At 51.0% G+C, this 23,931-nt stretch carries 18 protein-coding genes; 9 read left to right on the top strand and 9 right to left on the bottom strand.

Translation table 11 applies throughout. The annotated features are described in order from the left end of the window. The 4 genes from FE783_RS16290 to FE783_RS16275 all read right to left on the bottom strand — a co-directional run bounded on the left by FE783_RS16290 (nucleotide 1) and on the right by FE783_RS16275 (nucleotide 5,734). Nucleotides 1–447, bottom strand: a complete 447-nt coding sequence (locus tag FE783_RS16290; protein ID WP_138880441.1) for a hypothetical protein — start codon at nucleotides 445–447, stop codon at nucleotides 1–3. A gap of 455 nt (nucleotides 448–902) precedes the next feature. Next, the gene (locus FE783_RS16285; protein WP_138880440.1) at nucleotides 903–3,362 is read right to left on the bottom strand and encodes a hypothetical protein; all 2,460 of its coding nucleotides are present in this window, start codon (nucleotides 3,360–3,362) and stop codon (nucleotides 903–905) included. Between the two features lie 18 nt (nucleotides 3,363–3,380). Next, entirely contained in the window at nucleotides 3,381–4,826 is a 1,446-nt protein-coding gene (locus tag FE783_RS16280) for an L-fucose/L-arabinose isomerase family protein (RefSeq protein ID WP_138880439.1), read from the bottom strand. Nucleotides 4,827–4,945: 119 nt separating this feature from the next. After that, nucleotides 4,946–5,734: a helix-turn-helix domain-containing protein gene (locus tag FE783_RS16275; protein ID WP_138880438.1), complete on the bottom strand. Its 789-nt coding sequence runs from the start codon at nucleotides 5,732–5,734 to the stop codon at nucleotides 4,946–4,948. 277 nt (nucleotides 5,735–6,011) lie between these two features. Here FE783_RS16275 and FE783_RS16270 point away from each other — a divergent pair, with 277 nt between their 5' ends. Both FE783_RS16270 and FE783_RS16265 read left to right on the top strand, forming a co-directional pair. Then, nucleotides 6,012–7,352 carry an ABC transporter substrate-binding protein gene (locus FE783_RS16270; RefSeq protein ID WP_138880437.1) on the top strand — a complete coding sequence of 447 codons (1,341 nt, stop codon included), beginning with the start codon at nucleotides 6,012–6,014 and terminating at the stop codon, nucleotides 7,350–7,352. A gap of 98 nt (nucleotides 7,353–7,450) precedes the next feature. Continuing rightward, entirely contained in the window at nucleotides 7,451–9,508 is a 2,058-nt protein-coding gene (locus FE783_RS16265) for a right-handed parallel beta-helix repeat-containing protein (RefSeq protein ID WP_138880436.1), read from the top strand. Between the two features lie 104 nt (nucleotides 9,509–9,612). Here FE783_RS16265 and FE783_RS16260 read toward each other — a convergent pair whose 3' ends face one another. The 4 genes from FE783_RS16260 to FE783_RS16245 all read right to left on the bottom strand — a co-directional run bounded on the left by FE783_RS16260 (nucleotide 9,613) and on the right by FE783_RS16245 (nucleotide 15,320). After that, nucleotides 9,613–10,854, bottom strand: a complete 1,242-nt coding sequence (locus FE783_RS16260) for a Gfo/Idh/MocA family protein (RefSeq protein ID WP_274381449.1) — start codon at nucleotides 10,852–10,854, stop codon at nucleotides 9,613–9,615. A gap of 24 nt (nucleotides 10,855–10,878) precedes the next feature. Continuing rightward, nucleotides 10,879–12,225, bottom strand: a complete 1,347-nt coding sequence (locus tag FE783_RS16255) for an ABC transporter substrate-binding protein (protein ID WP_138880434.1) — start codon at nucleotides 12,223–12,225, stop codon at nucleotides 10,879–10,881. A 73-nt stretch (nucleotides 12,226–12,298) separates the two neighbouring features. Continuing rightward, complete coding sequence (locus FE783_RS16250; protein ID WP_202916203.1) at nucleotides 12,299–14,032, bottom strand: right-handed parallel beta-helix repeat-containing protein; 1,734 nt, start codon at nucleotides 14,030–14,032, stop codon at nucleotides 12,299–12,301. A gap of 292 nt (nucleotides 14,033–14,324) precedes the next feature. Beyond that, nucleotides 14,325–15,320, bottom strand: coding sequence for a LacI family DNA-binding transcriptional regulator (locus FE783_RS16245; protein ID WP_138880432.1), 996 nt, complete (start codon nucleotides 15,318–15,320; stop codon nucleotides 14,325–14,327). Between the two features lie 243 nt (nucleotides 15,321–15,563). Between FE783_RS16245 and FE783_RS16240 the strand changes: the two genes are divergently transcribed. Both FE783_RS16240 and FE783_RS16235 read left to right on the top strand, forming a co-directional pair. Then, entirely contained in the window at nucleotides 15,564–15,842 is a 279-nt protein-coding gene (locus FE783_RS16240; protein WP_138880617.1) for an ArsR/SmtB family transcription factor, read from the top strand. 101 nt (nucleotides 15,843–15,943) lie between these two features. Then, nucleotides 15,944–16,327, top strand: coding sequence for a VOC family protein (locus FE783_RS16235; RefSeq protein WP_138880431.1), 384 nt, complete (start codon nucleotides 15,944–15,946; stop codon nucleotides 16,325–16,327). 188 nt (nucleotides 16,328–16,515) lie between these two features. Here FE783_RS16235 and FE783_RS38995 read toward each other — a convergent pair whose 3' ends face one another. Then, nucleotides 16,516–16,665, bottom strand: a complete 150-nt coding sequence (locus FE783_RS38995) for a helix-turn-helix domain-containing protein (RefSeq protein ID WP_138880616.1) — start codon at nucleotides 16,663–16,665, stop codon at nucleotides 16,516–16,518. Between the two features lie 214 nt (nucleotides 16,666–16,879). Between FE783_RS38995 and FE783_RS16225 the strand changes: the two genes are divergently transcribed. The 5 genes from FE783_RS16225 to FE783_RS16205 all read left to right on the top strand — a co-directional run bounded on the left by FE783_RS16225 (nucleotide 16,880) and on the right by FE783_RS16205 (nucleotide 23,788). Next, the gene (locus FE783_RS16225; RefSeq protein ID WP_138880430.1) at nucleotides 16,880–17,728 is read left to right on the top strand and encodes an AraC family transcriptional regulator; all 849 of its coding nucleotides are present in this window, start codon (nucleotides 16,880–16,882) and stop codon (nucleotides 17,726–17,728) included. Nucleotides 17,729–17,870: 142 nt separating this feature from the next. Further along, nucleotides 17,871–18,884, top strand: a complete 1,014-nt coding sequence (locus FE783_RS16220) for a LacI family DNA-binding transcriptional regulator (protein WP_138880429.1) — start codon at nucleotides 17,871–17,873, stop codon at nucleotides 18,882–18,884. A 527-nt stretch (nucleotides 18,885–19,411) separates the two neighbouring features. After that, nucleotides 19,412–20,734: an ABC transporter substrate-binding protein gene (locus tag FE783_RS16215; RefSeq protein ID WP_158301841.1), complete on the top strand. Its 1,323-nt coding sequence runs from the start codon at nucleotides 19,412–19,414 to the stop codon at nucleotides 20,732–20,734. 73 nt (nucleotides 20,735–20,807) lie between these two features. Beyond that, nucleotides 20,808–22,742: an FAD-dependent oxidoreductase gene (locus FE783_RS16210; RefSeq protein WP_138880427.1), complete on the top strand. Its 1,935-nt coding sequence runs from the start codon at nucleotides 20,808–20,810 to the stop codon at nucleotides 22,740–22,742. Continuing rightward, nucleotides 22,739–23,788, top strand: a complete 1,050-nt coding sequence (locus FE783_RS16205) for an FAD-dependent oxidoreductase (protein ID WP_138880426.1) — start codon at nucleotides 22,739–22,741, stop codon at nucleotides 23,786–23,788. Before FE783_RS16210 ends, FE783_RS16205 begins: the two co-directional genes overlap by 4 nt. The last annotated feature ends 143 nt before the right edge of the window (nucleotides 23,789–23,931 follow it).

Genomic DNA, 23,931 nt, shown 5'->3' with positions numbered 1-23,931 from the left:
CTAAACTCCTTTTCTATAAAAGTATAATTGAGCGATACGTCCCATTAAATCGGATAAAAAACCGAAAAAGATTAACAAGAGAAATGTTAAGTAAGTTGGAAGATCCGTAACGAGCGGAACCATGGATAGTAGAAAACCGAAGAAAAACACATAAAGCGAAATCCGGTCTGCCTTCAACTCGATGATCTTATCAAACTCATCCTCAAAAGAAGGTCCATCTTCATTCGTGGCGATTTTATTGAAGATGACAAACCCGATATGAATGATAATTTTAGCTACAATCGACACCGGGAGCAGCACCAGAATGAAGGAACCCCAAAAGCTGAAGTCGCTAGCCGATGTGATGCTGCCTTCCTCGGCATTTTTTATCGCGTATAACGTGTAGAGGGTGAAGATGAGAATACTGCTGATGATGGAAACAAAAACTTTTTTTTCTTGATAGGACATTTTGACCTCCTTATTGTTTCCGAAGATGTAAACTAAACTATACACAATGTAATTAAAACCGGATTCGTTGTCAAGTTTGTTTTACATACACAGCTACGCAAACAGTACAGGTTTGCACCGGACGGTATCAAGCCAGTCGGAGGACAGCTTATTCTTCATTAGGGAAAGCTGTATAGCTTTTATTACCGAAACCTGGCTTCCATTTATGCGATTACGACGATCACAGGAAACGAAATGAACTTATGGCAAACGGAAAGCGACAGCGGCATCCTGGACCTCGCTGTGTTTCGGTTACCTTAGAGACAAGAGGAAGAGGCTCGCAGCCTAGCATTCTCCAGAAGCTGCTGCCCTATTTGCAGAGGATTATCTTATTGATCGCGGCGGGGAATTTATTGCCGTCTGGAGGTGGGAGCGCGTCAATCGATACGCTCCCCGAGAATGTTCGTACCTATACGCTACCATGAAATGTCGACGCGACCGGTAATGCCGGACAATATTAGCTTATTGCCATGGCGTTTGTCAGTCAGGTCGAGATAGACCTTATTGTTGTGTAAAACTTCGACCCGGTCCGCTTCGAGCGCTTCAAGCGGAGGGTAAATCGTCAATACGGCGTCTTGCAGTCCGGATACCGTAATATTCCGAATGGCTCGCTTTTTAGGCGTCGGAAACGGTTGATTGACGCGGGATACGACCCGATTCGGATTTTTCTGGTTTACGAACAAATGGCATTCGTCACGGAACGTGCGGTCGAGCGCATAGGTCGACACTCCTTCTCCCATAACCGACGTTTGTCCCATCAGCACCGGCACTCCTTCCGGAAAGCGGAACTGCAACAACACGGACGTATCTTGCCGGCACCCTGTAAAAATGAAACCGTTGTCACGGCGGCCGATAAAGAGAAGGGCAGAAGGGGAGGCATCTTCCGTCTTGGCCTGCAGAAGCGTATAGCCGAAATCTTGGAGCAGATAGCGCGCAATTACGGTTGCATCCGTCCATTCGTTGGCTTGCCGGATCGGCAGCGATGTAACATTCCCGATTTGGAACGGCAGCGAGCCGCGTATCCATCCAATCGTACCGCCGTTCCAGGAAGGCAGACTGCGGCTTACGGCGAACGCCCGCTCCTCGGAGCCCTGCTTTACCACTGCACGAACCCGGGTATGCGCGTCGCTTGTATCCGCGATCGTTTCCCGGAGCGATCCTGCCGAGATGAGAGAGACGTGTCGAAGCTTTCGCGCAGTCACGGGCTCCGACAACGGATCCTGCATCAAATCAACGAAAAGATCCATATCCCCGTCGAGGCCGTCGGCCAAACGGAGGTTCAACAGCCGGAGCAGCGCCGGATCTTCCAATGGGCCGTAAATCAGCACTTTTTCGCCGTTTTGGATGGAGTTCACGATAGATTCGGCTTTATCTTGCTTCAACCAGAAGGCCGAGGTGAACAAAATCGTCTCTTTCATCTTATGCGGCGCTTTTTCCCGAACCGAGAAGAAATCATCGGAACTGATTACGGTATTGAGCGGCAAACCGTTGTTAATCGCATTTCGAACGAACCAATCATGAAAAAATGCGTTATTGAGACCGCCCGGCCTGTCGGCCGCTGCGGCATGAAGCTCCCGGAATGGATACACCCAAGTCAAGATGCCCGCTTGATCCGGAAAATCTTTCAGCGCTTTGCGGATATGGGGAACGATTTCTAAAGCGCAGTCCTCATTCAGCTCTCCGCGTTCGGTATCGATTGTCAATATTTCAACAACACCCGGAGGCTCGATCGCCCCGACACCGTTCATCCGGCCGGCCATCAACGGGCAATATATATCGTGTGGTTCCCTGTCGTATACATCCCACCACGGATTTTGCCAAAACCACGTATCGTTGGCATAGAACCGGTACGGATATGTGGTACCCGGGAGCACAGACATGCGGGACATATAGCCCGTCATTTCAAGGCCGAAGTCGAAATTGAGCGCTCCCCATGGGGAATTTGGGGGCGGCAGCTCGAGGTACCGATTCTCGTACAAGTCGAGAAGCGGAATGCAGTCTTTGGCCAAATCCATACCGGTGCCGAAATTCGTGCCGCGGACTTCCGTCCGGTAGCCCGGGCAATACCGTTTGAACAACTCCCAGAACGACAGCACCTTCCCCGATACTTCCCGGTAATCGAATGTTCCCATCTCATTTCCGTCGAAGCCTGCCCCCAGATAAGTCCAGGGAAAATACGAAAGGGCGAATCCGTTGGAAAACCAGATGTAGTCAAAGCCGATCTCAGGCAGGAAACTGGCGCATTGGCGACCGAGATATTCACCGAACGGAGTTCCTTCGGGAATACCGTCCGGATAGGCGGCATAAGCCGCTCGGTCCTCCCGAAGCTTCGACCAGCTGCAGACGACCGTATAGTCGGTTTTAAGCGCGACATACTTTCCGCTGATCTCGGCACGGTTGATTTCCGGATGGTCCCTATATTTGAAGTCGGAATAAGCGAATTCCGGGCCGGCGTCGAAAGTCGCTCCAACCTCCATTCGTATGCCGAATCGTTTGGCGGCAACCCGCTTGAAAGAGGAGACGATCGTCTGCAAGTGACGGTAGGTCATCCTTACCGGCTCGTCTGTATAAAGAATGGCGGTTTTCGGGTCATTCGCTCCTTGGGTATGGCTGAACATTTCCTCATTGCAGAAGCCGATATAACGGGCCCATTCGATCTCGCGGTCCAAATGGCCGTCCCATGTTAAAATCTCGCTGCCATCCGCTACCCAGAGCAGCATGGAGGCGTGATCGGCAAGGCCGACGAGCGGGAGCCATTGCCTGATTGCTTCGGCACACACCTCATCGATAGCGGGAGGCTCCAGGCTTTTGAACGGTTTCAGCCCCATTTCGAGTGTAACTCGCTTCAGCGTTCGGTCATGCTGCGCACGTTCCATCGTTCTCGTCCCCCAATTTTATTTCACGATTTGCAATTCCAAGCCCATAATGTTGGCGAAGTTGCGGATTTTCTCACTGACGTGCCCGACGCCCAGTGCAAAATGATGCGTCGGCCCGGCCATGCACCACTTCTCGATGAATTCGGCAACGGTGCCGCCCATCGAGCAACGGGTATTCGTATTGCCGGTTTGTGGAATTTCTCCTTTGATCGATTCGCCTTCCGCGGCGATCAACTTGAAGCGGCCATCGGCGGTTTGACCGATGCTCAGAATCGTAACGGGACCTGCTTTGATACTGAATTCCACGCCGACCCCCGAACCGCTCTTGCCATGAAACAGATCCAGGCCGCGGATAATGGGTTTGGCGTCGCTGATCCGGATGTCGTGCGGACCGTCATGCCCGACCAGAACGATATTATCGGTAAAATCACACGGATGCAGCTCGGCAAACGAACCGCCCGCGCCAAGACGGTCCATGATCAGCATGGCGGCACACGTTTTCAGATCGGCTTCTCCCGCAAGCGGAATGCCTTTCCTGGTCAGAAGCGAGTTGCCCAGCACCATATTGGAGCCGATACGCTCGTATTCGTTGTTGTCCAGGCCACGATAGTAGTAGGCTAGCCCGGTCAGTCCGAATTCGCCGATCAGCTTGTCGAGACCGACTGCCACCTGAGCCGCCCATTCCAAGTCTTCATCTCGAATCGGACGCGTTATCGGATCGAGAAACGGATCGGCGATCTCGAATACGCTGTGGATTTCCTCGATTTTGGCGGATCTTTCCCGCGGAGTAGCCCCGTTAACGAGCTTGGCCAAATCGCACATCTCCAGCATTTGCACATGCGCGCCAAATGCAAACGTAAAGGCCGACGGATCCGAGTTCATATCGTACATTCCTTCGTACGTATGGCCCAAATACCCAATCTTCGCACGTCGGAACGCTCGTCGTGCGCCCGCTGCTTGACACCAGGAGCGCAGTTCGTTTCGTACTCGGTTGTCGTCGAACAAAGTGCCTACTATTATGCCCGCAGCCGGCTTCCCGGCCCGGATGAGCACACCCCCGATTTCCGGCAGCGAGCAGATGTTGTCGTTAGCCAGCTGCAGGTAGGTTGTCGTGTTCCGGTAATCGAGCTGTTTTCTCGGCTGCAGCGCAACGAGCACGGTCGGCACGTCCAGGGCGAGAACCGCGGATACCGCCGTGGAAGAGGTCACGTATGTGCTTAAATACAGAAACAAAAAATCGATATCTTTGGATTTCAAATCTTGTGCTGCTGCGAACGACTTGTCGACTGTATCGACGAAGCCGGACGTGACGACCTCTACTTCCTCGGCGGCTAGTATACTCTCGAAATGGCGCCCGTTTCCGATCAGTTCGTCCTTCAGTCCCGGAAATTGTGACCAATAAGGCTCATGGCCGACCGAGATGACGCCGACCCGGGATCTGGCCCTTGGAAATGCTGCACTCATGAGACTTGACATCTCCCTTTATGTATATGGAATCGTAACACCTACCCCCATCTTAGGATAACGACGCAGCAAGAACAATGAACGCAGCAACTGCTTTTTGAACGATTCTACGAATTCGTTCAGCCTCTCCACATTTTCGTTTTTTCTTTCAAATACGCGGATGGAGGGAGCCCCGTCACTTTCTTGAACACTTTGTTGAAATACGACTGCTCGCAAAAGCCTAAATATTCAGATATTTCTCCGACCGTCATCTGCGAATTGATCAACATATTGCATGCTTCGGCAATCCGGATTTGCTGAATATATTGGGTAATGGTTTGTCCCGTTACTTGTCGGAAGATGGTGCTGATATAGTTGGGGGTTCGCTGAACGTTCTGTGAGAGGGCGGCGATCGTAATGTTTTCGCGAGAATGGTTCAGAATATAGTCTTGGATTTGCATGGCGATCGAATAGGATTTGGTCGGGACGTTTCGGGAATCGGATTCGCCGTTCACGATGGATAGCATTTCAAGCAAAATGCTATGGTAGATCGTTTCGTAGTAAGCAGGTTTTCTTAGCCAATGCTGTGTCAGCAAAGAGAACCTGGTTTTTAGATAATCTCCGCTGAACGGCTGCAGATAGCGGTACTCACGTTCTTGAAGCAGAGGAATCGAGTAATCGTTGTCCTGGAGACGGAAGTGGGCCACATACATGTGGTGAGGGTCCCGCTGCCCGCCTCGGGCGGACCGCATCAAGCCTTCAGGCACGTAGAGAACATCACCCCGGTGCAGCTCAAGCTCGTCACCGCCCACCGTATAAGTGAAGGAACCGTCGGTCACCAGAAGAAGGATATGGTTTGTGGTAATGTTTCTAGGGACTATCCAGTCGGGCTCGCATCGCTCGAAGTATACGGCTATAGGTGAAATCACGGGTATTCCCCCCTTGCAAACGTATTGGATTGGCGTATTGTCTACCTAATAAATTATTGATTCTCACAGCAGTATAAGTCAGTTTGCGCTTATCTGTCCAACAAGATCGGGATCGTAGATTTGTTCAAATAACCGTATTTGGATTCATTGAAACCGCTTTCCCGCGTGAGGTATGCTTAGGCTGTATGTTGGCCGCATATGGAGTGCGTCATCGCCCTAAAAGCACGGGGGGACGTAAATGCTTGTTTTTTATTCATCTTAATTGGGGGAGATTGTTATGAAATTTATTCAAAAAGCGGGAATTGCGATTGGCCTGTTCGGCTCGCTCGGAGCGATGCTGGCCGGGTGTGGAAACGGAGGCTCGGCGGATACGAAGCTTCCTGCACCAGGCGCCTCGCCGACTGCCGATAAGCCGCCGGTCAAGGACACCTCTCCCGCGAAGTTAACCTTATATGTCATGGGCGGACTGACCGAAGATTACGCCAAACAATATATTGTCAGCCACGTTCAGAAGCAGATGCCGTACATTACTTTGAACATTATTGTCGAAGGCAAAGGCGCAACCCCGAGTGAGCTTGTCACAGCGGGCAATATCCCGGATCTGATGTTTTTCCCGAACAACCGGTTGCACGAGATGAACGATTTGGGGCTGCTGACCAATCTCGATCCGTTAGTAAAGTCGCATAATATGGATCTGAACCGTCTGGACGACGGACTTGTCGACAGCATACGCAAATATTCCGATAAAGGCGAGCTCCTTACGATGCCATGGGGAACGAGCAATTACGCACTCTATTACAATAAAGATATATTTGATAAATTTGCCGTACCTTACCCGAAAGATGGGATGACTTGGGACGACGTATATCAGTTGGCCGGAAGGTTGACTCGCAACGACGGAGGCGTACAGTACAAAGGCTTCGATTTCGCGCCTTCGATCTATCTCGGCTACAATCCATTGTCCGCGTCCCTTGTGGATTCGAAGACCGGCAAGGCTGCCTTTCAAACGGATGCGTGGAAAAAAATGTTCGAGACGTTCGGTAAATTCATCAAGATCCCGGGTAACGATACGGCGGGAGCCGGTAAAGAACTGGACGATTTTACGAAAACCCGTACGCTCGCAATGAGAGCGGGAACGACGATGCTTCCGCAGCTGCTGGCGCTGGAGAAGGAGGGGAAACCGCTTAACTTCGATCTCGTTTCGTTCCCATCGTTCCCGGAAACGCCCAAAACTAGTTTACAGTATTTGGCCAGTACGTTTGCAATCTCTTCACAAAGCAAATCCAAAAATCAGGCGATGGATATCATTCAAATCATGTTGTCGGACGAGGTGCAGAAGGAAGGAGCGGGCATTCTTCGCTTGACGGCTTTGAAAAGCCAGGACGTCCGCAACTCGACCGGCAAAGATTATCCTTCCATTGCGGGCAAAAACATTAAGGCTCTCTACGCAAACAAGATCGCGCCTACGAAGGACGCGACCAAGTACGATGAAATCGCCCGGAAGGCGCTTCCTGAATATTTCAAAAGCTACGTGCAAGGCACAAAGGATTTGAATACCGCTCTCCGCGAACTGGAGGAGGATGTCAACAAGAAGATTGCGCAAGAGAAAGCAAAGTAATAGTAAAGCTAAACTGCGAAAGCGAAAAATCGACCAAGGTCAATGGATTTCGTTATGCGTAGTGCCTAAAAACATCAACTGAAGGAGGAGGTACTTTAATGGCTGATCTGCAATCGGAAAACAAGGACGTTCAACATTCAGAAACGGAAGTCCAAATTAGCAGGAGAAAGCTTTTGTTATCTATTGGCGCCATGGGAATGGCGGGCGTTGCTCTATCGGTTCCCAGTATCGGCAAAGGAAGAGTAACCGCAGATGTATACGGGAATTCATTGGAATGTTGCGACTTCATAGCGGGAACGATCAGCGAGTTCAGATCTCTGGCCATACTGACTCCGCATACAATTTACTATGTTACCGACATTGGACAAGAAGGCTCCTTCTATTATGATTCTTCTGATACGACTTCGGCGGACAACACGGGCACCGTACTCGTTACTGCATCGGGAGCCCGATTCAAACGAATATACGATTCAACCTTGAATGTCAAATGGTTCGGGGCCAAGGGCAACGGGACCACGGATGACTCGCAAGCGATAGATGCGGCTCTCTCCTGGGCTTTGACAAGCAAGTCGGATCTATTCTTCCCGGCAGGCACCTTTGTTGCAAGCAAAATCGTCTTGAGAACCGGTGTAAGTATACGGGGATCAGGGAGAACGAAGACAATCCTGAAGCCTGCCGTCTCAACGGAAAAAGGCTTTGTAACAATGGAACTGCCCGGTCCTGTTCAAAAAATGTCGATCACGGAACTGTCACTCGCAGGTGTGGGATCAGCCAATCCCGGTCAAAACGGATTGCATTTCGACGGGGTTGAGGAACAAATTCCCGCCCATACGGGAGGCATTTGGCACTGCAACTTTGATAATGTGGATATTAGAGGCTTCCACGGCAATGGCATCTATTTGAGGGCCATTAATGGGCGCGGAGACATTGCGAATCAGTTTTTGACGTTTTCCAATATGGCCGTTTTCAGGGATAACCATACGTCGAGCCGTGCATTGAAGGCTATCGGTCAGCTTGGCCAGGTTACGTTCATCAATGTCGAGCTGGACGCCCTTCCCGCGTCAGGATCGATATCTCCCGGGACAAACGTCGAAATCAGCCGATCATTCGACGCGAGCGGAATACCGGAAGAAGACACGGCTCCGTCCGTTGTAACTTTTTTGACTTGCACCTTCCAGCGCTCCGAATATGGAGTGAGGATTGACAGGTCGTCCACCATCAACTTTTATAATTGCTGGTTTGAGAATTTAAAATATGCCGTAACACTATCGGCTGCCGCTGCGGCAAATCACTTCAATAACTGTCACTTTGCAAACGCTTGCTCGGATGGCGCGGGCGGAGGCTATGGCATCTTTATTGGAGCAGGGTGCAGTGCCAATGTTGTCCATAATCATTTCGTAGGGGCGGTGGATCGTACTGTTGTCGGAAGCAATCATCTTGGCGTCGAACTGCGAGGAAACCTTCACGCAGCAACTGCAGCGACATCCGGCATAACCCGACAAGTGGCTGTCGGTACAGACGGTTCCGTCAATCTTGCCAATTATAGGGAAGTTCTGATGAATACATCCGCAACGACTCTCAAAACAATCATATCGACACTCAGCGTCGGAGAGTCGATCACCGTCAGGGCTTGGGGCTCACAAGGCTATTTAATAATAGACCGCGGCGGAAATATCGTTATTCCGAGCGATGCGGGACCTATTGTTCTTAAAAACAACGAGACTGCAACATTTTATAAATCAGACTTGGCGGGGGGCTGGGTTCTGCAAAGCCTTGGGAAATTGGACATCAAGGTATCCTCGATCGACTCGGCGCCGATCCTCTCCAAATACCACTTGCCAGGGGATCTGATTTACAACTCCGTTCCGGCTTCCGCAGGAGCTGTCGGCTGGGTTTGTGTCAGGGAAGGGATCGGCCACTTATCGTCCGCAACCGCGAGCATGACTGCCGGTCTTGATGACATACAAGTCAGCCCGGGCAACCAAAGTTGGTCGGTAGGGAATAAGATTTTTGGAGACGGAATTCCGGATGGAACGACTATAGCTGTTGTTGGGAGCAACGGCGTTTCTTTGAAATTAAGCCAAAGCTGCACGAAAACGCAACAAGTCGTACCGATTTATGACGCGATCTTCAAGCCGTTCGGCATGATTTCTTAATGTGAATCGGGGAACTGCTTCCGCTATAGTGAAAGAAAAGGCTGTGCCTTAAGCCGTCGGCGGCTTCGGGTACAGCCTTTCGATAGAAATGGGGGAAAGTGCGGTCAACCGTTAAACAAAGACTCGTCTACACGGTCCAGCCTATATCGGCCCACCGGACCCGGAGTCCGGTTCATCCATTTGCCCCTCGTAAAGTCGGGGATGCTGACCGGGGCGCTGCCGAGCGCAATCGAATCTTCGGAAAGCACGGTAATCGCCATCCACACCGCCGTGTCGTAGACGTCGATCGGCGTGTCCGTCCCGTTTTTTACGCTTTCGGCGAAGGCGCGGATCACCAGATGGTCCATGCCGCCGTGACCGCCTTGTACCCCGTCGCGCAAAAATTGCTTCCAGATCGGATGCTCGTATTCCTCGCGGTAGCCGTCGAACGATTCCCACTTGTGTTGAGGGCTTCTTCCCTCGATATGAATCGAGTTGTTGTCCTCCATCCACAGCCCTTTCGTTCCTTGCACCCGGCACGCCCGGGAATAGGGGCGCGGAAGCGTCGTATCGTGAACGATCGAGATCGTTTCGCCGCCGGCGCATTTGATCATCGTTGTGACGATATCGCCTTGGGCGAACTCCTTTTTGGCTAGCGGGTCGGTTTCCCCGAACTTGTCCGTCGCCCACTGGCGAATGCCGCGCGCTTTCGAAGACATCGAGGTCAAGGTCATAAGCCGGTTGCCGCGGTTTATATTCAACACTTTGGACACCGGGCCGAGTCCGTGGATCGGATACAGCTCGCCGTTGCGGTGCAAATAGTTGCTATAGCGGTTACGGCGGTTCTGTTCGCCCAGCGCCACTTCGCTGCGCAGGTCATGTTCGTAGCCGCACTGGCAGTGAATCAGCTCGCCGAACAGCCCTTGCTTGACCATATGGAGGACGGCAAGTTCATCCCGTCCGTAGCAGCAGTTTTCCAGCAGCATACATGGCACACCGGTTTGCTCCGAAGTCCGGACCAGCTCCCAGCACTCTTCGAGGGCAGCCGCTCCGCCAACCTCGATCCCCGCGTATTTGCCGGCTTTCATAGCCGCAATAGCGATCTCGGCGTGTGTAATCCAGGTCGTGGCGATAATAACGCCTTGTATGTCGTCGCGAGCAAGCAGCTGCTTGTAGTCCGAATACCCTTCCGCCTTCGGCCTTCCCGTTTCCGCTACGATTTCCAGCGCTTGCTGCAGACGGTCCTCGTAAGGATCGCATACAGCCGGTATTTCCACGTCGTCCATGACCAGCAGATTATGAAGCAAGCCTTTTCCTCTAGCGCCTAGTCCAATAACTCCCAATTTAACCTTTGATTCGGGTTGCACGAACAATTCCTTCCTTTCGTGGGATCATCTCGATTTTTCGGCAATTTCTTTGTTCGCTGCATCTTCAGCTTCGCGAATGGCCGTGTTGACATCGATTTCACCGTTGACTACCCGAGTAAGCGAAGTGTTGATATGTTTGAATACATAGGCTGTATTTGTATGTGGAGCTACCGGTGCAGCAAACTGGCTTTTAAATACGGATTTAATATTTTTGCCTTTCAGCGATTTCATATTGTTTCCGTACATTTCTTTGATCGATTGGTCGCGGAGTGCGGTGAAGCGGCCATGGTCGGTAATCAATTTCTGTACGTCGGATGAACCGAGCAATTCTATAACCTTGAATGCTTCTTCTTTATGTTTGCCGAGAGAAGACAGCAGCAGGAAATGACCCGACGAGGCGACCGTTGTATTCGGTTTTTCCTTGAAGCTCGGGAATTGGGTGAGGTCCCAGTTAAAGTCTTGCGGCGTTCCATACAATTTCTCCAACGCAGCAATACGAGCGTCGTAACTGATCGCCATTGCCACCGTCTGATCTTTTAGAAACCCGTTGTTCAACGTCGCTCCCGCAAGGGCGTCTTTGTTATTTGGGATGTCAGTAAACGCTTTGTACAGATCGAATAGCTTTTTCCAGCCCTCTTGGGCGACCAAATTCGCTTTGCCTGTTTTCGGATCGACGAGAGGCAGACTCAGTTGTGTAGATACATCGCCGATCCCTTGTATGAAAGCGCCCTTATACTCAACGCCGTCCATAACACGCGATATCTTTTTTGCCGATTCCAGTGCATCGTCCCATGTCATACCGTCTTTCGGGTAAGGAACACCAAATCGATCAAAGATGTCTTTGTTGTAAAACGTAGCCGTAAAGTTAAGTGAAAACGGAAGTCCGTACAGCTTGCCGTCACCTGAGTATACTTGCGCGGTTTGAAGAGCGGCGGGATCGTATTTCGTCAGATCCATCTTGTTCTTGGCGACTAACGGATTCAGATCCTCGACTGTCTTCAAATCCCGGTGGTTCGTAATGCGCGGATACGTGCTGAAGATCAGGTCCGGAAACTCGCCGGAAGCAATGAAATCTTGAACGCCTGCATCCGCCTTGCTATTGATGACCAATTCCATGGAGATGTGCGGGTATTTGGCTTTGACAGGGGCAGCGATCAGATTTTCGAATTCATCCTTCGTAATGGTAGCGCCATCCTGCATCATAATCAGTTTTACCGGTGCCGGCGGTTCGCTCGGTTTTTGGGAGACAGGGGGAGAGGACGAGTTATTATTTGCTCCTGTTTCCGGTGTCGCACTGTTGCCGCAAGCGGACAAGACGGCTCCTAACATGCCAAGTGTTGCAATCGTGCTAAATGTTTGTTTCCAGACCATATCGAAACATCCCCTTATTCCTTATACGTAATCGATTTCTATTTACAAAGGTGCGAACGTCTGTTTGATACGATTATACGCTGAGTGAAAGGTTGCCTACTCCGTCAAACCGATCGTGCGGATGATCCGGGTTCAGCAAGTAACGCGAAACGTTGCCATTTGCTACTGCGATGCAATTGATGTCGATGAGGACGCCCTTCATTTTCGGCGATGCGGTTGGTGTGTTGATTTGTTTGTTGTTATCGAAGACGACAAGTGACGAAGCGTCGTACATCGACAGCTTGACCGAGCAGCTGTGGCTGGAGAATGCGGCAGAAGCGTTATCTTCAAACCAATTGTTCGTAATGTAGAGGGAGCGGATTTTCAAACTGGCGTCGGACGTACTGTTGAAAATGCCGGCTACGCCGTTGCGAATAAATTTGTTGCCCGTCACCATCATACCGTCGCTGCTGTAGAGGAATAACCCGATCTGTTCATTGTCGACGAATAAGTTGTTGCTGATCAAGTCGACATTTCGGCCTACGACTCGCAAGCCATACTTGGTTCTGGTAAACGTATTATTGACGACGATGACATTGGAGTAGAGCGGCTGATTTTTCCCGGTCTCGATGTTCAGACCCGTTCCGTTACTATCGTGAATGGTGTTGCCGTCAATCAAAATATTATGCTGATCCGCACCGCCGCAACTAATTTCGTATTTGCCTGCGCTTCGGGTCACTATGTTATTTCGCAGAATGACATTTTGGCTGCTGCGCGGCCAGGACGGATTCGGTTCCACATCAATCCCTACCATCGGCTGTGTTCCTTGGATGGTCCCGGCTTGATCAACCAGACAATTCGTCATCGTAACACCGTCTTGAGCGATGAGCGATACGTTATTGCGCCGGCATTTGGTTACCGTGCAGGAATCGATCAAGATTTGCTTGCTCACTTGCACTTGACGTGTCGGAGTGAACTGGTAAATACCGGTGACGGTAATGCCATCCGTCATAGCCTCCGTAATGATGCAGTTTCGTACAATCACATTCGTGCAGCCTTTGATTTTTAGGCAGGTCTGGAAGCTTTCACCTCCTGCCCGAGCGGTCCGATTCGAGATGTTGCCGTTAAGCTGCAGCCCTTCTATCGTCATGTTCGTGCAATTTTGCAAGTATAGCAACGAATAGTTGTCCACGGATGTGGTGTAGGTACTGTCTTGCTGCTTCGGAATATCGGGTACGCCGTCCTTGATCTTCAACATCGCATGAGAAGAGTAGATGTGGATATTATTTCGATCGCTAAGCCATAAACCGCCGGTTTCCAAAGTATAGAAGGCCGGTGCCGGCGGAATATATAAGGTTCCGCCTTCCGGAGGGATTGCATCGATTGCGGCTTGCAAAGCTGGTGTATCATCGGTAACGCCGTTACCTTTGGCGCCAAACCAGGTGACGTTGTACGTGTTCCGGTCGATGTTACGTTTAAAGCGAGCGCCGCTTGAAGAGACTAGAATCGTGCCCGTGTTGTCGAGAGAAGACGAATCCGTTGGATCGTAATGGAAATGTCCTTCGTGACCCGGATCGGTGAGATAATATTGCTCGTCGGTTTGAGGGGAGGTGTAGCTGCGCAGTTGTGCGATGGTCATAAGGATAACACACTCGGGGCCGCTGCCGCTCGTATTCCCGTTTCCATTGCCGTTGCCGGCACCGTGATTTGGAATACCTCCCTGGTTGCCATATACAGCCGCAGAAACAGTCGACGCTCCTAGTGCTCCGGTCGGCAGCAGCCCGGCGGCGGTGAGCGACATTCCTGCCGCACCAAGCATTGTAAGCATTTTGCGTCTGCTTACTCCTGTCTTAGTCTGTGCTTCGCTCGCAGTGAAATCGTCCGCTGTTACGGACTGAGGGAATTCGTGTTGCTCCAGTCGGCTTCGATCGTGTCTCATATCCCCCTCAGGACTGATGTTCCTCTTGTGCATCTTGATCGCCTCCATTATTGGATGAAGTGAAATCGATTACTGTAGACATCGGTAATCGCTTTCATGAGTAACATTACAATACGAAGAGGGGGACTGTCAATGAAAAAGTGTCGTTCGTTACTTGAAAATAACTATAGTTACTAATTCCTTATTTCCGTGTTTGATATAAGGTGGCTTTGCCAAGAAATTCGACTTTGTCGACGTACAGCGTAGTTGCTTGGTCCTCCGTGAGCAGCCCTTCGATCTGTTTCATCATGGCTTGCATCATCTCTTCAGAGTCAACCCGCACGCTGGACAAAACCGGTGTACTCGCCGTAATTAAACTTGTGGCACCGAATCCAAGCAAGCTGACTTGTTCGGGCACCGCTACGGAATGATCTTTGTGCCATTGCAATGCGGCGAACTGGGCGATCGTATTGCAGCACAAAATCGCCGTATACGGCACTTCATAAATACGCAATCGGCGGCACAATTCATAGCCGTCTTCTTCCTTACAAGATTGCACCAGTCCCATATCGGGTGTAATTCCGTGATCAATCAAAGCTTGGCGGTAACCGCGCAACGTGACTACGTGGACTTGAAGGTCAATACTCCCGAGAAAAAGTGCGATTTGTCGATGACCGAGGTCGATCAATTTCTTCGTCGCCTTATAAGCCACTTGGGATTGATCGTAAATAATTTGCCGCATGTTGCTGGAGGGGGCCGGCATATGTTCTTCGAAAGATTGCAGCAAGTACGGTACGGCCGCTTGCTCCAATGCTAGAATCGTCTCTGCGGTGTAAATACCCCGTACAATGATGCCTGCAAGATCGGTCGTATGCAAAAAGTGCGTTAATTGGGCTATGGAATCGTTCGTCTGCGGAATGTATTTGAATATCAGATCGCACTGCATCCGATCTGCAGCTCGCGTAATGACATCGAGCCGTGACATGAAACGCGGATCGTCGACCTCCATATTGATGAGCAAGAGGCAGAGGCGATGGCGTGGAGTAGTATCTTTGTAGCCTAGTTCTTTGGCGGCTTGCAGAATGCGGTCTCGAGTCTCTTGCGAGATGCTGCTGGATGGAGAATTGTTCAGAACAAGCGATACGGCGGTGCGGGAAATACCGAGATGATCGGCGATTTGTTTTTTTGTTACGCTCATGCGGGACGCATCCTTTGCTTCATAATTTGAAATTGATACTAACGTCTAGAATGCAGGATTACGGCTAGTATAACACTCGTTACTCGAACTGTACAATCGAGTAGGAGGGGGTGGCAGTATCAGACTTTTACAACTTTGTGCCTTATGTCAATTCAACCTTTTGCGAGAAGCGGTTCCTATATCACGCAACTATTTAGTTGCTTATACTTGACAAGCAACCGTGAAGTTGCTTATACTCGATATATGAATTGGGACAAAGACGCTATATTCAAAGCACTTGGCGACTCGACTCGGCGGCTTATATTAGACGAATTATCCGAGCGCAACGAGCAGACGCTGTATGAACTTACAGTGCGTCTCATTACGAAGCACAAGCTTTCCATTACGCGGCAGGCGATAGCTAAACATCTTTCTGCATTGGAAGATGCGGGGCTCGTCAAATCAGAAAAGAAGGGAAAATTTCGAGTGGTTATATTCAACAACGAACCACTCAAAAATTTGCTGAAAGGATGGATAGAGTAATTTTAATTATTAACTTCTGACGAAGGTATGGATTTTTCTGATTAGAGCCAGATTGTTAGCAGAGCGCCAAAGTCGCAAAAATCTAAGGAGGCCAAAACATTATGAAAATCATCGTTACCAGTGTATTCGTTCAAGATCAAGACAAAGCATTGAAGTTTTATACAGAAACGCTGGGCTTTGTAAAAAAACATGACATTCCCGTCGGAGAATTTAGGTGGATAACGCTTGTTTCTCCCGATGAGCAAGACGGTACCGAGCTTTTACTCGAACCGAATGACCATCCTGCCGCCAAAGAGTATCAAAAGAAAATATTTGCCGATGGTATCCCGGCAACAATGTTTGGCGTTGCAGATATTAATAAAGAGTACAAACGATTATTGGAAAACGGCGTGAAGTTTACGATGGAGCCGACAAAAATGGGCGAACTCACAATTGCTGTCTTCGACGATACAAGCGGCAACCTGATTCAGATTGCGCAGAAGTAACTTTATGACTGCAAGTTTCCGCAGCCGGGAACAGGGAGGCCGCGAAGTATTTCTGGATGACTTTTGAAACATGAGCCACGCGGATATTATCCGCATAAATCGCAGCGTTTATTTTAAGGAAATAGGATCTTGTCCCATGATCGGGGCAAGATCCTATTTCCTTTGTCGGATTAGAGATTCGATCACTCTCATGTACGTTTCCGAAACGTTGTGGCGGAGACCCCGGTGTGCTTGCGGAATAAGAGGGAAAAGTAAGCCGGATCGTCAAAACCGAGCTTGAATGCGATTACATTTACCGGTATATCCGTGCTTCGGAGCAGACGTTTGGCCTCCGTTATCTTGCATTTTCAAAAGCCACCCGGTTCCGTACCCGCGTGCATCGCAATACCGGAACAACGCGGAGGTGATCACTATCAATACATTCAAAACCTACCTAGGCGATACTGTCGACGTCAATACGGTTTTGAAACAGACGGAAGAGGAAATCAATAGTATGGTGGTAGCGGAAAAGGGTAAAAGCAAGTAGAGTAGGCGGGACAGCGGGGGGGTCGCATGCAAATCAGAACGTTCGATCAGTATACGTTTCCATCCGGTTATACTCGCAAGAGCGGGGGCATCCACCCTTACTTCGAAATGCTATATGTCATGCAAGGGAAAGCCGTTCTGGAGTGGAGGGGCTGCGAGTATGCGGCTCCTTCCCCAAGCCTGTTCGTCTTGACGCCGAACACGCCGCACATGATAGGACGCTTCGAGACGCCGTTCAGTTTCTGGTATATTGAGTTTGATATCGGGGAGCGCGAAGTTGAATTGAGCGACGAGCAGGTCGCCCAATGGAACCGCCTGCAGGGAAACGCCGATTACGGCTCGGACGAGCTCCGTCCGGTGAAGCAGACGCTGGACGCGTTGAGCGTTTCCCTGGGGTACAAGCAAAAAAGCGGTTTGTATGACGAAGAAATCGTCAAATACGATATTCGCAAAACGTTCCGCCTCCTTTCCAACTATCTCCGGACCGAAGCTAGAACGTCAGCGGAGGAGAAGGGCAAGGCGAGCCGGGATTACATCCAACCGTTAATGAGGCACATGGAGTCGAGATATCGCGACCCGATCAATCTAGCTTCCTTGTCAGTCATGGTACATCTGGATTCGTCGTATTTGGTGAGAGCCTTTAAGCAGGAGACGGGCGTTACGCCGATACAATATTTGAATAGTCTTCGGCTCAGTGCGGCAATCAGCTATTTGGCCAACACGGATATGGGCATCGAGCGGATCGCCGAGGCGACAGGCTTCAACAGCATTCACTACTTTTCCCGGCTATTCAAGCAAAAGGTCGGCATAAGTCCCCGGCAGTGGAGAACTGAGCAAAAAGATAAGGCGAGTCGGTCCGGCTTCGACAGCGGTTAGTGGCACCACCATTCTAACAAAGGGTAGTTCCAACACAATAAATCTGCTGAACGAAAGTAGTTGTAGGGCCTCTCCATCCGATTGAAATGAGAAATTCATTTCGGTTAAAATATAGTTATAAAAGGATCGGAGAGATTAACTTATGCCTACTTTGCAAGATATCGCTAATATTGTCGGGGTTTCCAGTGCTACCGTTTCTTTGGCATTATCGAACCATCCGCGCATTTCAGATGAGATGAAAGCCAAAGTCCGCAAAACCGCGTTGGAGATTGGCTATAAAAAGTTTTCCAGGGGAGACGATTTGCAACCCGACCCCAATGCCAGAAGCCGTTCAATCGGAGTCTTGTACTTAGGCTCCAATCCCCAGAGCTTGAATCAAGGTTTTTTTAAGGAAGGCTTGATGGGGATTTGTCAAGAAGCCGCTCGGATCGATCGAACTGTCGTTATGCTGGGCATTCAGGCGACGGAGCAAAGAGTGGACCCGGAGACGTTATATGATCAAGTGATTCGTTCGGGAGCTGAGGGAATTATCGTCGTATCCACAACGCAAAACCTTTACGGACTTGACAAGCTGCTGGGTCAGGGCTACCCGATGGTATTTGTCGGCAACCGTACGCTCGCCGACCGCAAGGAGAGACTGCATACCGTCGCTACCGATTTGCAGGATGCCAAACGAACGGGGCTCGACTATTTAATCGAGCTGGGTCATAGACGCATCGCCATACTGATGGCGGAATCCAATGTTTCTCAATGGACAAGAGATTGGCCTCATTATGAGGAGGCTGAGATCGCAACCTTCCTCGTATCCGCCCCTTTTGATCCGAATAGGGAAGGCTGGGGAGAATTGACGGACTTTGGCGCGACTGCCATTTTCACTACTAACGTTCCGCTTGGTCATGCTGCGATGAACTATTTACGCGCACTCGGTAAAAGTGTTCCCGAACAAGTTTCCTTGATTTCGTATGATGATGCGCCTTCCTATCCTTATGAGAATCCTCCGATCACTGCAGTGAAGCAAAACATGGAGTCGATCGGCAGGCAATCGACCAAAATGCTGTGCGAGCTGTTAGAAAACCCCGGTCAGTCTCCTACGCAAGTGATGTTATCCACTCAGCTTGTTGTACGAAAGTCATGTGCCACTCCAAAATCGATGTAACCTTCCGCATGCAGCATCCGTGAACTGTGAAACGAAGATTACGGATGCTTCTCCTCTTATTCCACATAAATACGCCTCTTCAATAGAGCTCTTCCGTATCATTTCAAATAATATGAAAGCGCCTTATTGACATTTCGGATGCAGATACATATACTTTAGTTAAAATATTAACCTGATATTGGATTAATATTTAACTAATACAAAGTAACCAACACACCAGATGCGCATTCTCTTCGCAATGATCTATCTTCCGGAATTTCCACAAGGCAGTTCAAATCAAACGTTACAAGGTTACGGGACGCTTCACCAGATCATGCTTTGTTGACTGCATGTATGCCTATCGTGTGCATAAGTGCGGATGGATCATGTTGACAAAGAAAATAGGGGGAAAATGGGAGGCAGGTGATGCACTTAGTTAATAATTAACTAAAGAAATCGACTTGTAGGATTGCGCTGTAGAACAGTTCAGAATGAGCACAACAGTTTCATATCCAGACGTCCAAACGGAACGAAACGGGGGATTTCCATTGAAATGGTGTGGATGGAACAAGGCGATCGTTTTCGTCATGCTGTCGGTTATGTTGGCGGCATGTTCGTCGGGTCCGGGATCAAGCCCGAGTTCGTCCGGCGATGCGCAGGGAGACTCGAGCGCAACTTCCAAGGGACGCGACAGCCAACCGGTGACGCTGACGATTTTTGCTACTCTTGATCCGGCTTTTATGAATCAAATGGGTTTGGAGGAAGCGATCCGGAAGAAATACCCGCACTTATCCATTAAACTCGTATCCATCAATTCCAAAGATATTACGTTTCAAAGTGCTTTAGCGTCGGGGCAATCCCCCGATCTCGTATGCTGCAGCATTGCTTCGATCGGCGAACTGAAGGAGTTGCAGTTGATCTCCGATCTGACGCCATTGATGAATGCCGTCAAATTTGATGTGAACCGATTGCAGCCCGGCATGGCTGATGTGGTCCGATCCTATTCGGAGAAGGGCGAATTTATACTGATGCCGTTTTATACGAGCTCGGCCGTTTTGTACTACAACAAAGGAATCTTCGACAAATTTGCCGTTCCTTATCCGAAAGACGGCATGACTTGGGATGAATTGTACGAAGTGGCGAAACGGGTAACCCGGCTGGACAACGGGATCCAGTACTTTGGCTTCACGTTCAACGAGCAAAACATTACATACAAAAATCAACTGGGACTCGCCTTTATCGACCCAAAGACCAAGAAAGCAGCCGTTAACAACGATGGGTGGAAACATTGGATGGAGACGATGTCCATGTTCGCCCGTATTCCCGGGAACGTGCTCCCGCCAGGAGCCAGCGAAAGCCGAGTCTTTCTGAACGATCAGCGCACCGCCATGCGAACCGGGCAGACCTTGCTGCCGATGCTGCCTGAGGCGGAGAAGAACGGATTGAACTGGGATCTGGCTGCCTTGCCGGAATTTACGGGTATGAAAGGAGCCGGCACGCAGATGAATGCGCCGTTCTTCGCGATCCCGCCGGCAAGCAAGCACAAGCATGAAGCGTTCCAATTCATTGAAGTGATGCTTTCGGAAGAAGTGCAAAGCAACTTGTCGGCTCTCGGTTATGTGCCGGTCATTCGCAGTGAAATGGCGAAGCAAGCATTCGGCAGCAAATATCCGGAACTGAAAGGGAAAAATTTGCAGGCTTTCTTCCTTGATGCGATTGCGAAGCCGGCACCTTACTCGGATTACAATTCGCATGCCGCCAACATCATGTTCAAGAAGCTTGTCGAGGTGGGGGGCGGCAAAGATGCCAACACTGCGCTGAGGGAAGCGGATGAGGCGATTAACAAGCAATTAGCTGAACTTATGCGTTAAACCAAGTTGCCGCCGCTTATGTGGCGGCAACCCTACGTAGAAGGGCGGATAGCGAAGGAGCGGAGGGAGATCGATGAACATACTGGACACCGACATTTTGGTGGTAGGCGGCGGGACAGCCGGGATTATCGCGGCTTGTGCGGCTGCGGAAGGAGGCGTTACCGTCACGGTGGCGGAATGCGGCCGTGGACTGGGAGGCGTCGGGACGCATGCCGGTATCCATGCCTATTATTTGGGTTGTCATGTAGGACTGCAACCCGAAATGGACCGTCGTACGAGAGAGATCGGCAAGGAACTGGGCGGTAGTGTCAAAGGCTTCCACGCGGAAGCGAAGAAGGCGGCCATACAGGAACGGTTGGCGGCGAACGGTATCCGTGTTCTATATGACTGCATGGCCGTCGATGTCATCCTAGACGGCCGACGGGTCACGGGCGTTCTCTTCGAATCGCCCGAAGGTCCGATTCAGGTCAACGCCAGTCTGACGCTTGACTGTACGGGGAATGGCGACATATGCGCATTGGCCGGAGTTCCGTTCACGAAGGGACGCGAATGGGATGAGGTTATGCAAGCTTACTCCGTCGTCCCCCGCTATTTCAAAGGCGATGAGAAGACCGACGATTTTAAAAACTACGATGCGGGCTGGGTCGATTCCTCCAGCACGCGCGACGTCTCCCGGGCATTGCTGGAAGGTCGGCAGTTGATTCGGCAGCTGCCGGAACTGCAAGAGAACAAAGTATTTTCCATTTCCCCGCATTTTGGCGCGCGTGAAGGCAGACAAGTTAGGGGCGAATATGTGCTGGGACTGGAAGATCTGATCTTGGATCGCCGTTTCGACGATGTGGTGATGAAATGTTATTCCCACTACGACAACCATGCCACGGATATGGCGAACGAAAGCCGACTTGCCCAAATTTGGACTGCCATCGTGGGAGCGTGGAGCTTTCGCCTCGGATGCGATGTGCCATACCGATCCTTTGTACCGGTTGAAACCGACGGTCTGCTGATCGCATGCCGCGCGCTGTCAGTCGATCACGATGCTTCCAGCGCCGTGCGCATGCAGCCGGATATGCATGCCGTTGGGGAAGTTGCCGGTACGGCGGCAGCTTTATGCTTGCATACCGGACGGCAGCCGCGCGAAGTCGATGTGCCCGAGTTGCAGCGCCGGCTCATAAAACGAGGCGTGCTTACCGCAAGCGATCTGTCCCGTCCAAGCGCACCGTGGGTAACGTTGTTCGGGAGCAAGAGGGGGGATGGCGAATGGACGTTGGACACGGTCGTTCAGCCCGATCGTCTCAACAGGCTGCTGGACGCTATGGGCACGGAGGAAGAAGGAAAAGCGTTGTGGTGGATTTGGAAGGCCGGAGATGCGGCATTGCCGGTCTTGCGTAAGCGGTTTGCGGCTGCTCAAGGTCTTCCGCGCAGGGGAATCGCTCTCGCCCTTGCGTTGATTGGCGATCGAAGCGGTGTACCGGATTTGAAACGCTCTGTGATCGATCGCGACGAAGACGGACTGCCCGGTGTTGAGCCTCGGATTCCACCGCGCTGGATCGCTTGCCTGCTCGGGCTGCAAATGTTGAGAGAACCTTCATGCGCAATTATTTTGCTGGACCGGCTGCCGCCGGCGAAGCCGACTGTACGGCTAACGTCTTATGCTGAAATACTGCATGTGCTCCACTATGTAATCGAAGTGGCTGACCAGTTGGCCCCTGCACAGCAGCTCAAGGCCGTTCGCGTGATCGGGGAACTGCTGCGCCTGCCGCAGCTCGGCGACGATTGGGTTTCCGGTGGGGGAATGGCCAATGTGCAGAAGGAAGTGTCCATTCGATGGAATATCGAAATGACGGGCGCATTTGCGCTTTGCATACTGGGTGAACGAAAGGGGTTCGCACTTTTGGAGAACTACTTGCACGACTGGCGCATGTTTGCTCGCAATATGGCTCGTGTTTTGATAGAGCGGTTAGCAAGCCGAACCTTCACAGACGATATCGAGGCGGTGAAACGGACATGAATCGAGCGAAGATCGAGGAATTGCCGATATATGGGGAATATGATGCGATTGTTTCCGGCGGCGGGTTGATCGGAGTAACGTGTGCTGTCGCCCTGGGGCGTTCCGGCAAGCGGGTTGCGCTTGTGGAGCGGCGCAGTACATTAGGCTGGGAACTGGTGCGTGCCCGGCGAATCCTAGGTTGGCCACCGGCAGAGAATCCGATTTCTTCAACCTACGCGGCGGATATCGCAAAAGCACAGTCGCTCGGCTCGCGGCAGGGAATGGGGTTTAACGCGCCTGCCGTCGAGCTGGAGCTGGACCGATGGGTGCTGGAAGCGAATGTCGATGTGATGTTTCATGGATGGCCGCAAAAAGTAACGGAGAGCGGCGAACAAGTTGACGGGCTGGTTGTCGGCACAAAGGAAGGCTATGTGCGCCTTCTGGCGCCGCTCGTGGTTGAGACAGACGATTCCGGCCGTTTGATCGACTCGAGCATCCCACGGTTAGCGGTGTCCAGACCGATCTGGCGTTCCTGTTTGCTTCACGACGCTGTATTGTCCGGCAATCGGGTCTTAGAGCATGATAACGGCCGACATATTTCGCTTCGGCCGTTATCGGAGGATCACTGCCGCGTCGACATTCCGTTAAAAGGAGAAGACTTGCAGAGCCGCGACTTGGAGTTTCACGCGGCGCTGTTGGAAGCGCTGCCCCTCATTCGGGGCGAGTATGGATGCGAATCGGCGAAGCTGTACTATTTGGCGGAGGAGGAATGGGCGCAGCCCAGTTTTCGTCTATCGGCCGAGGCGAAGACGGAAGGGGAGCCGGTCATCGGACAACGGATGCAAGGTTCATTTCCATCGGGTCGAGTTCTAAGCCAGGCGCCTCAACGTTTAACTTCGCGGCATATGGTCGCCTCGCACATCAAAGGGCTTGTACTGGGAGGACCTTGGCTGCCTAGTTATTTAGACATTTCTGCGGACAGCGAGGAAGCGGGAATGGTCAATCGGGTATTGCTGGGAGAGTCTATAGCCGCTTTTGCCGGCTGCATGGTCATGTCGAAGGCATGATGTCTTAGCGGATCGGATTTCGTTGTCTCTAGGAGGAACAGCTACGATCTGCACCGTGTCGATGCGTGGAGTCGCTTTTTTCTTTTACGGATTTACATCTCTGTCGGTTTTAGATATACTTAAACCACAGTTTTTATATACGT

This window comes from Paenibacillus mesophilus, from assembly GCF_005938385.1.
GTDB classification, from domain to species: Bacteria; Bacillota; Bacilli; order Paenibacillales; family NBRC-103111; genus Paenibacillus_AB; species Paenibacillus_AB mesophilus.
This window is presented reverse-complemented; position numbering and strand designations above follow the sequence as displayed.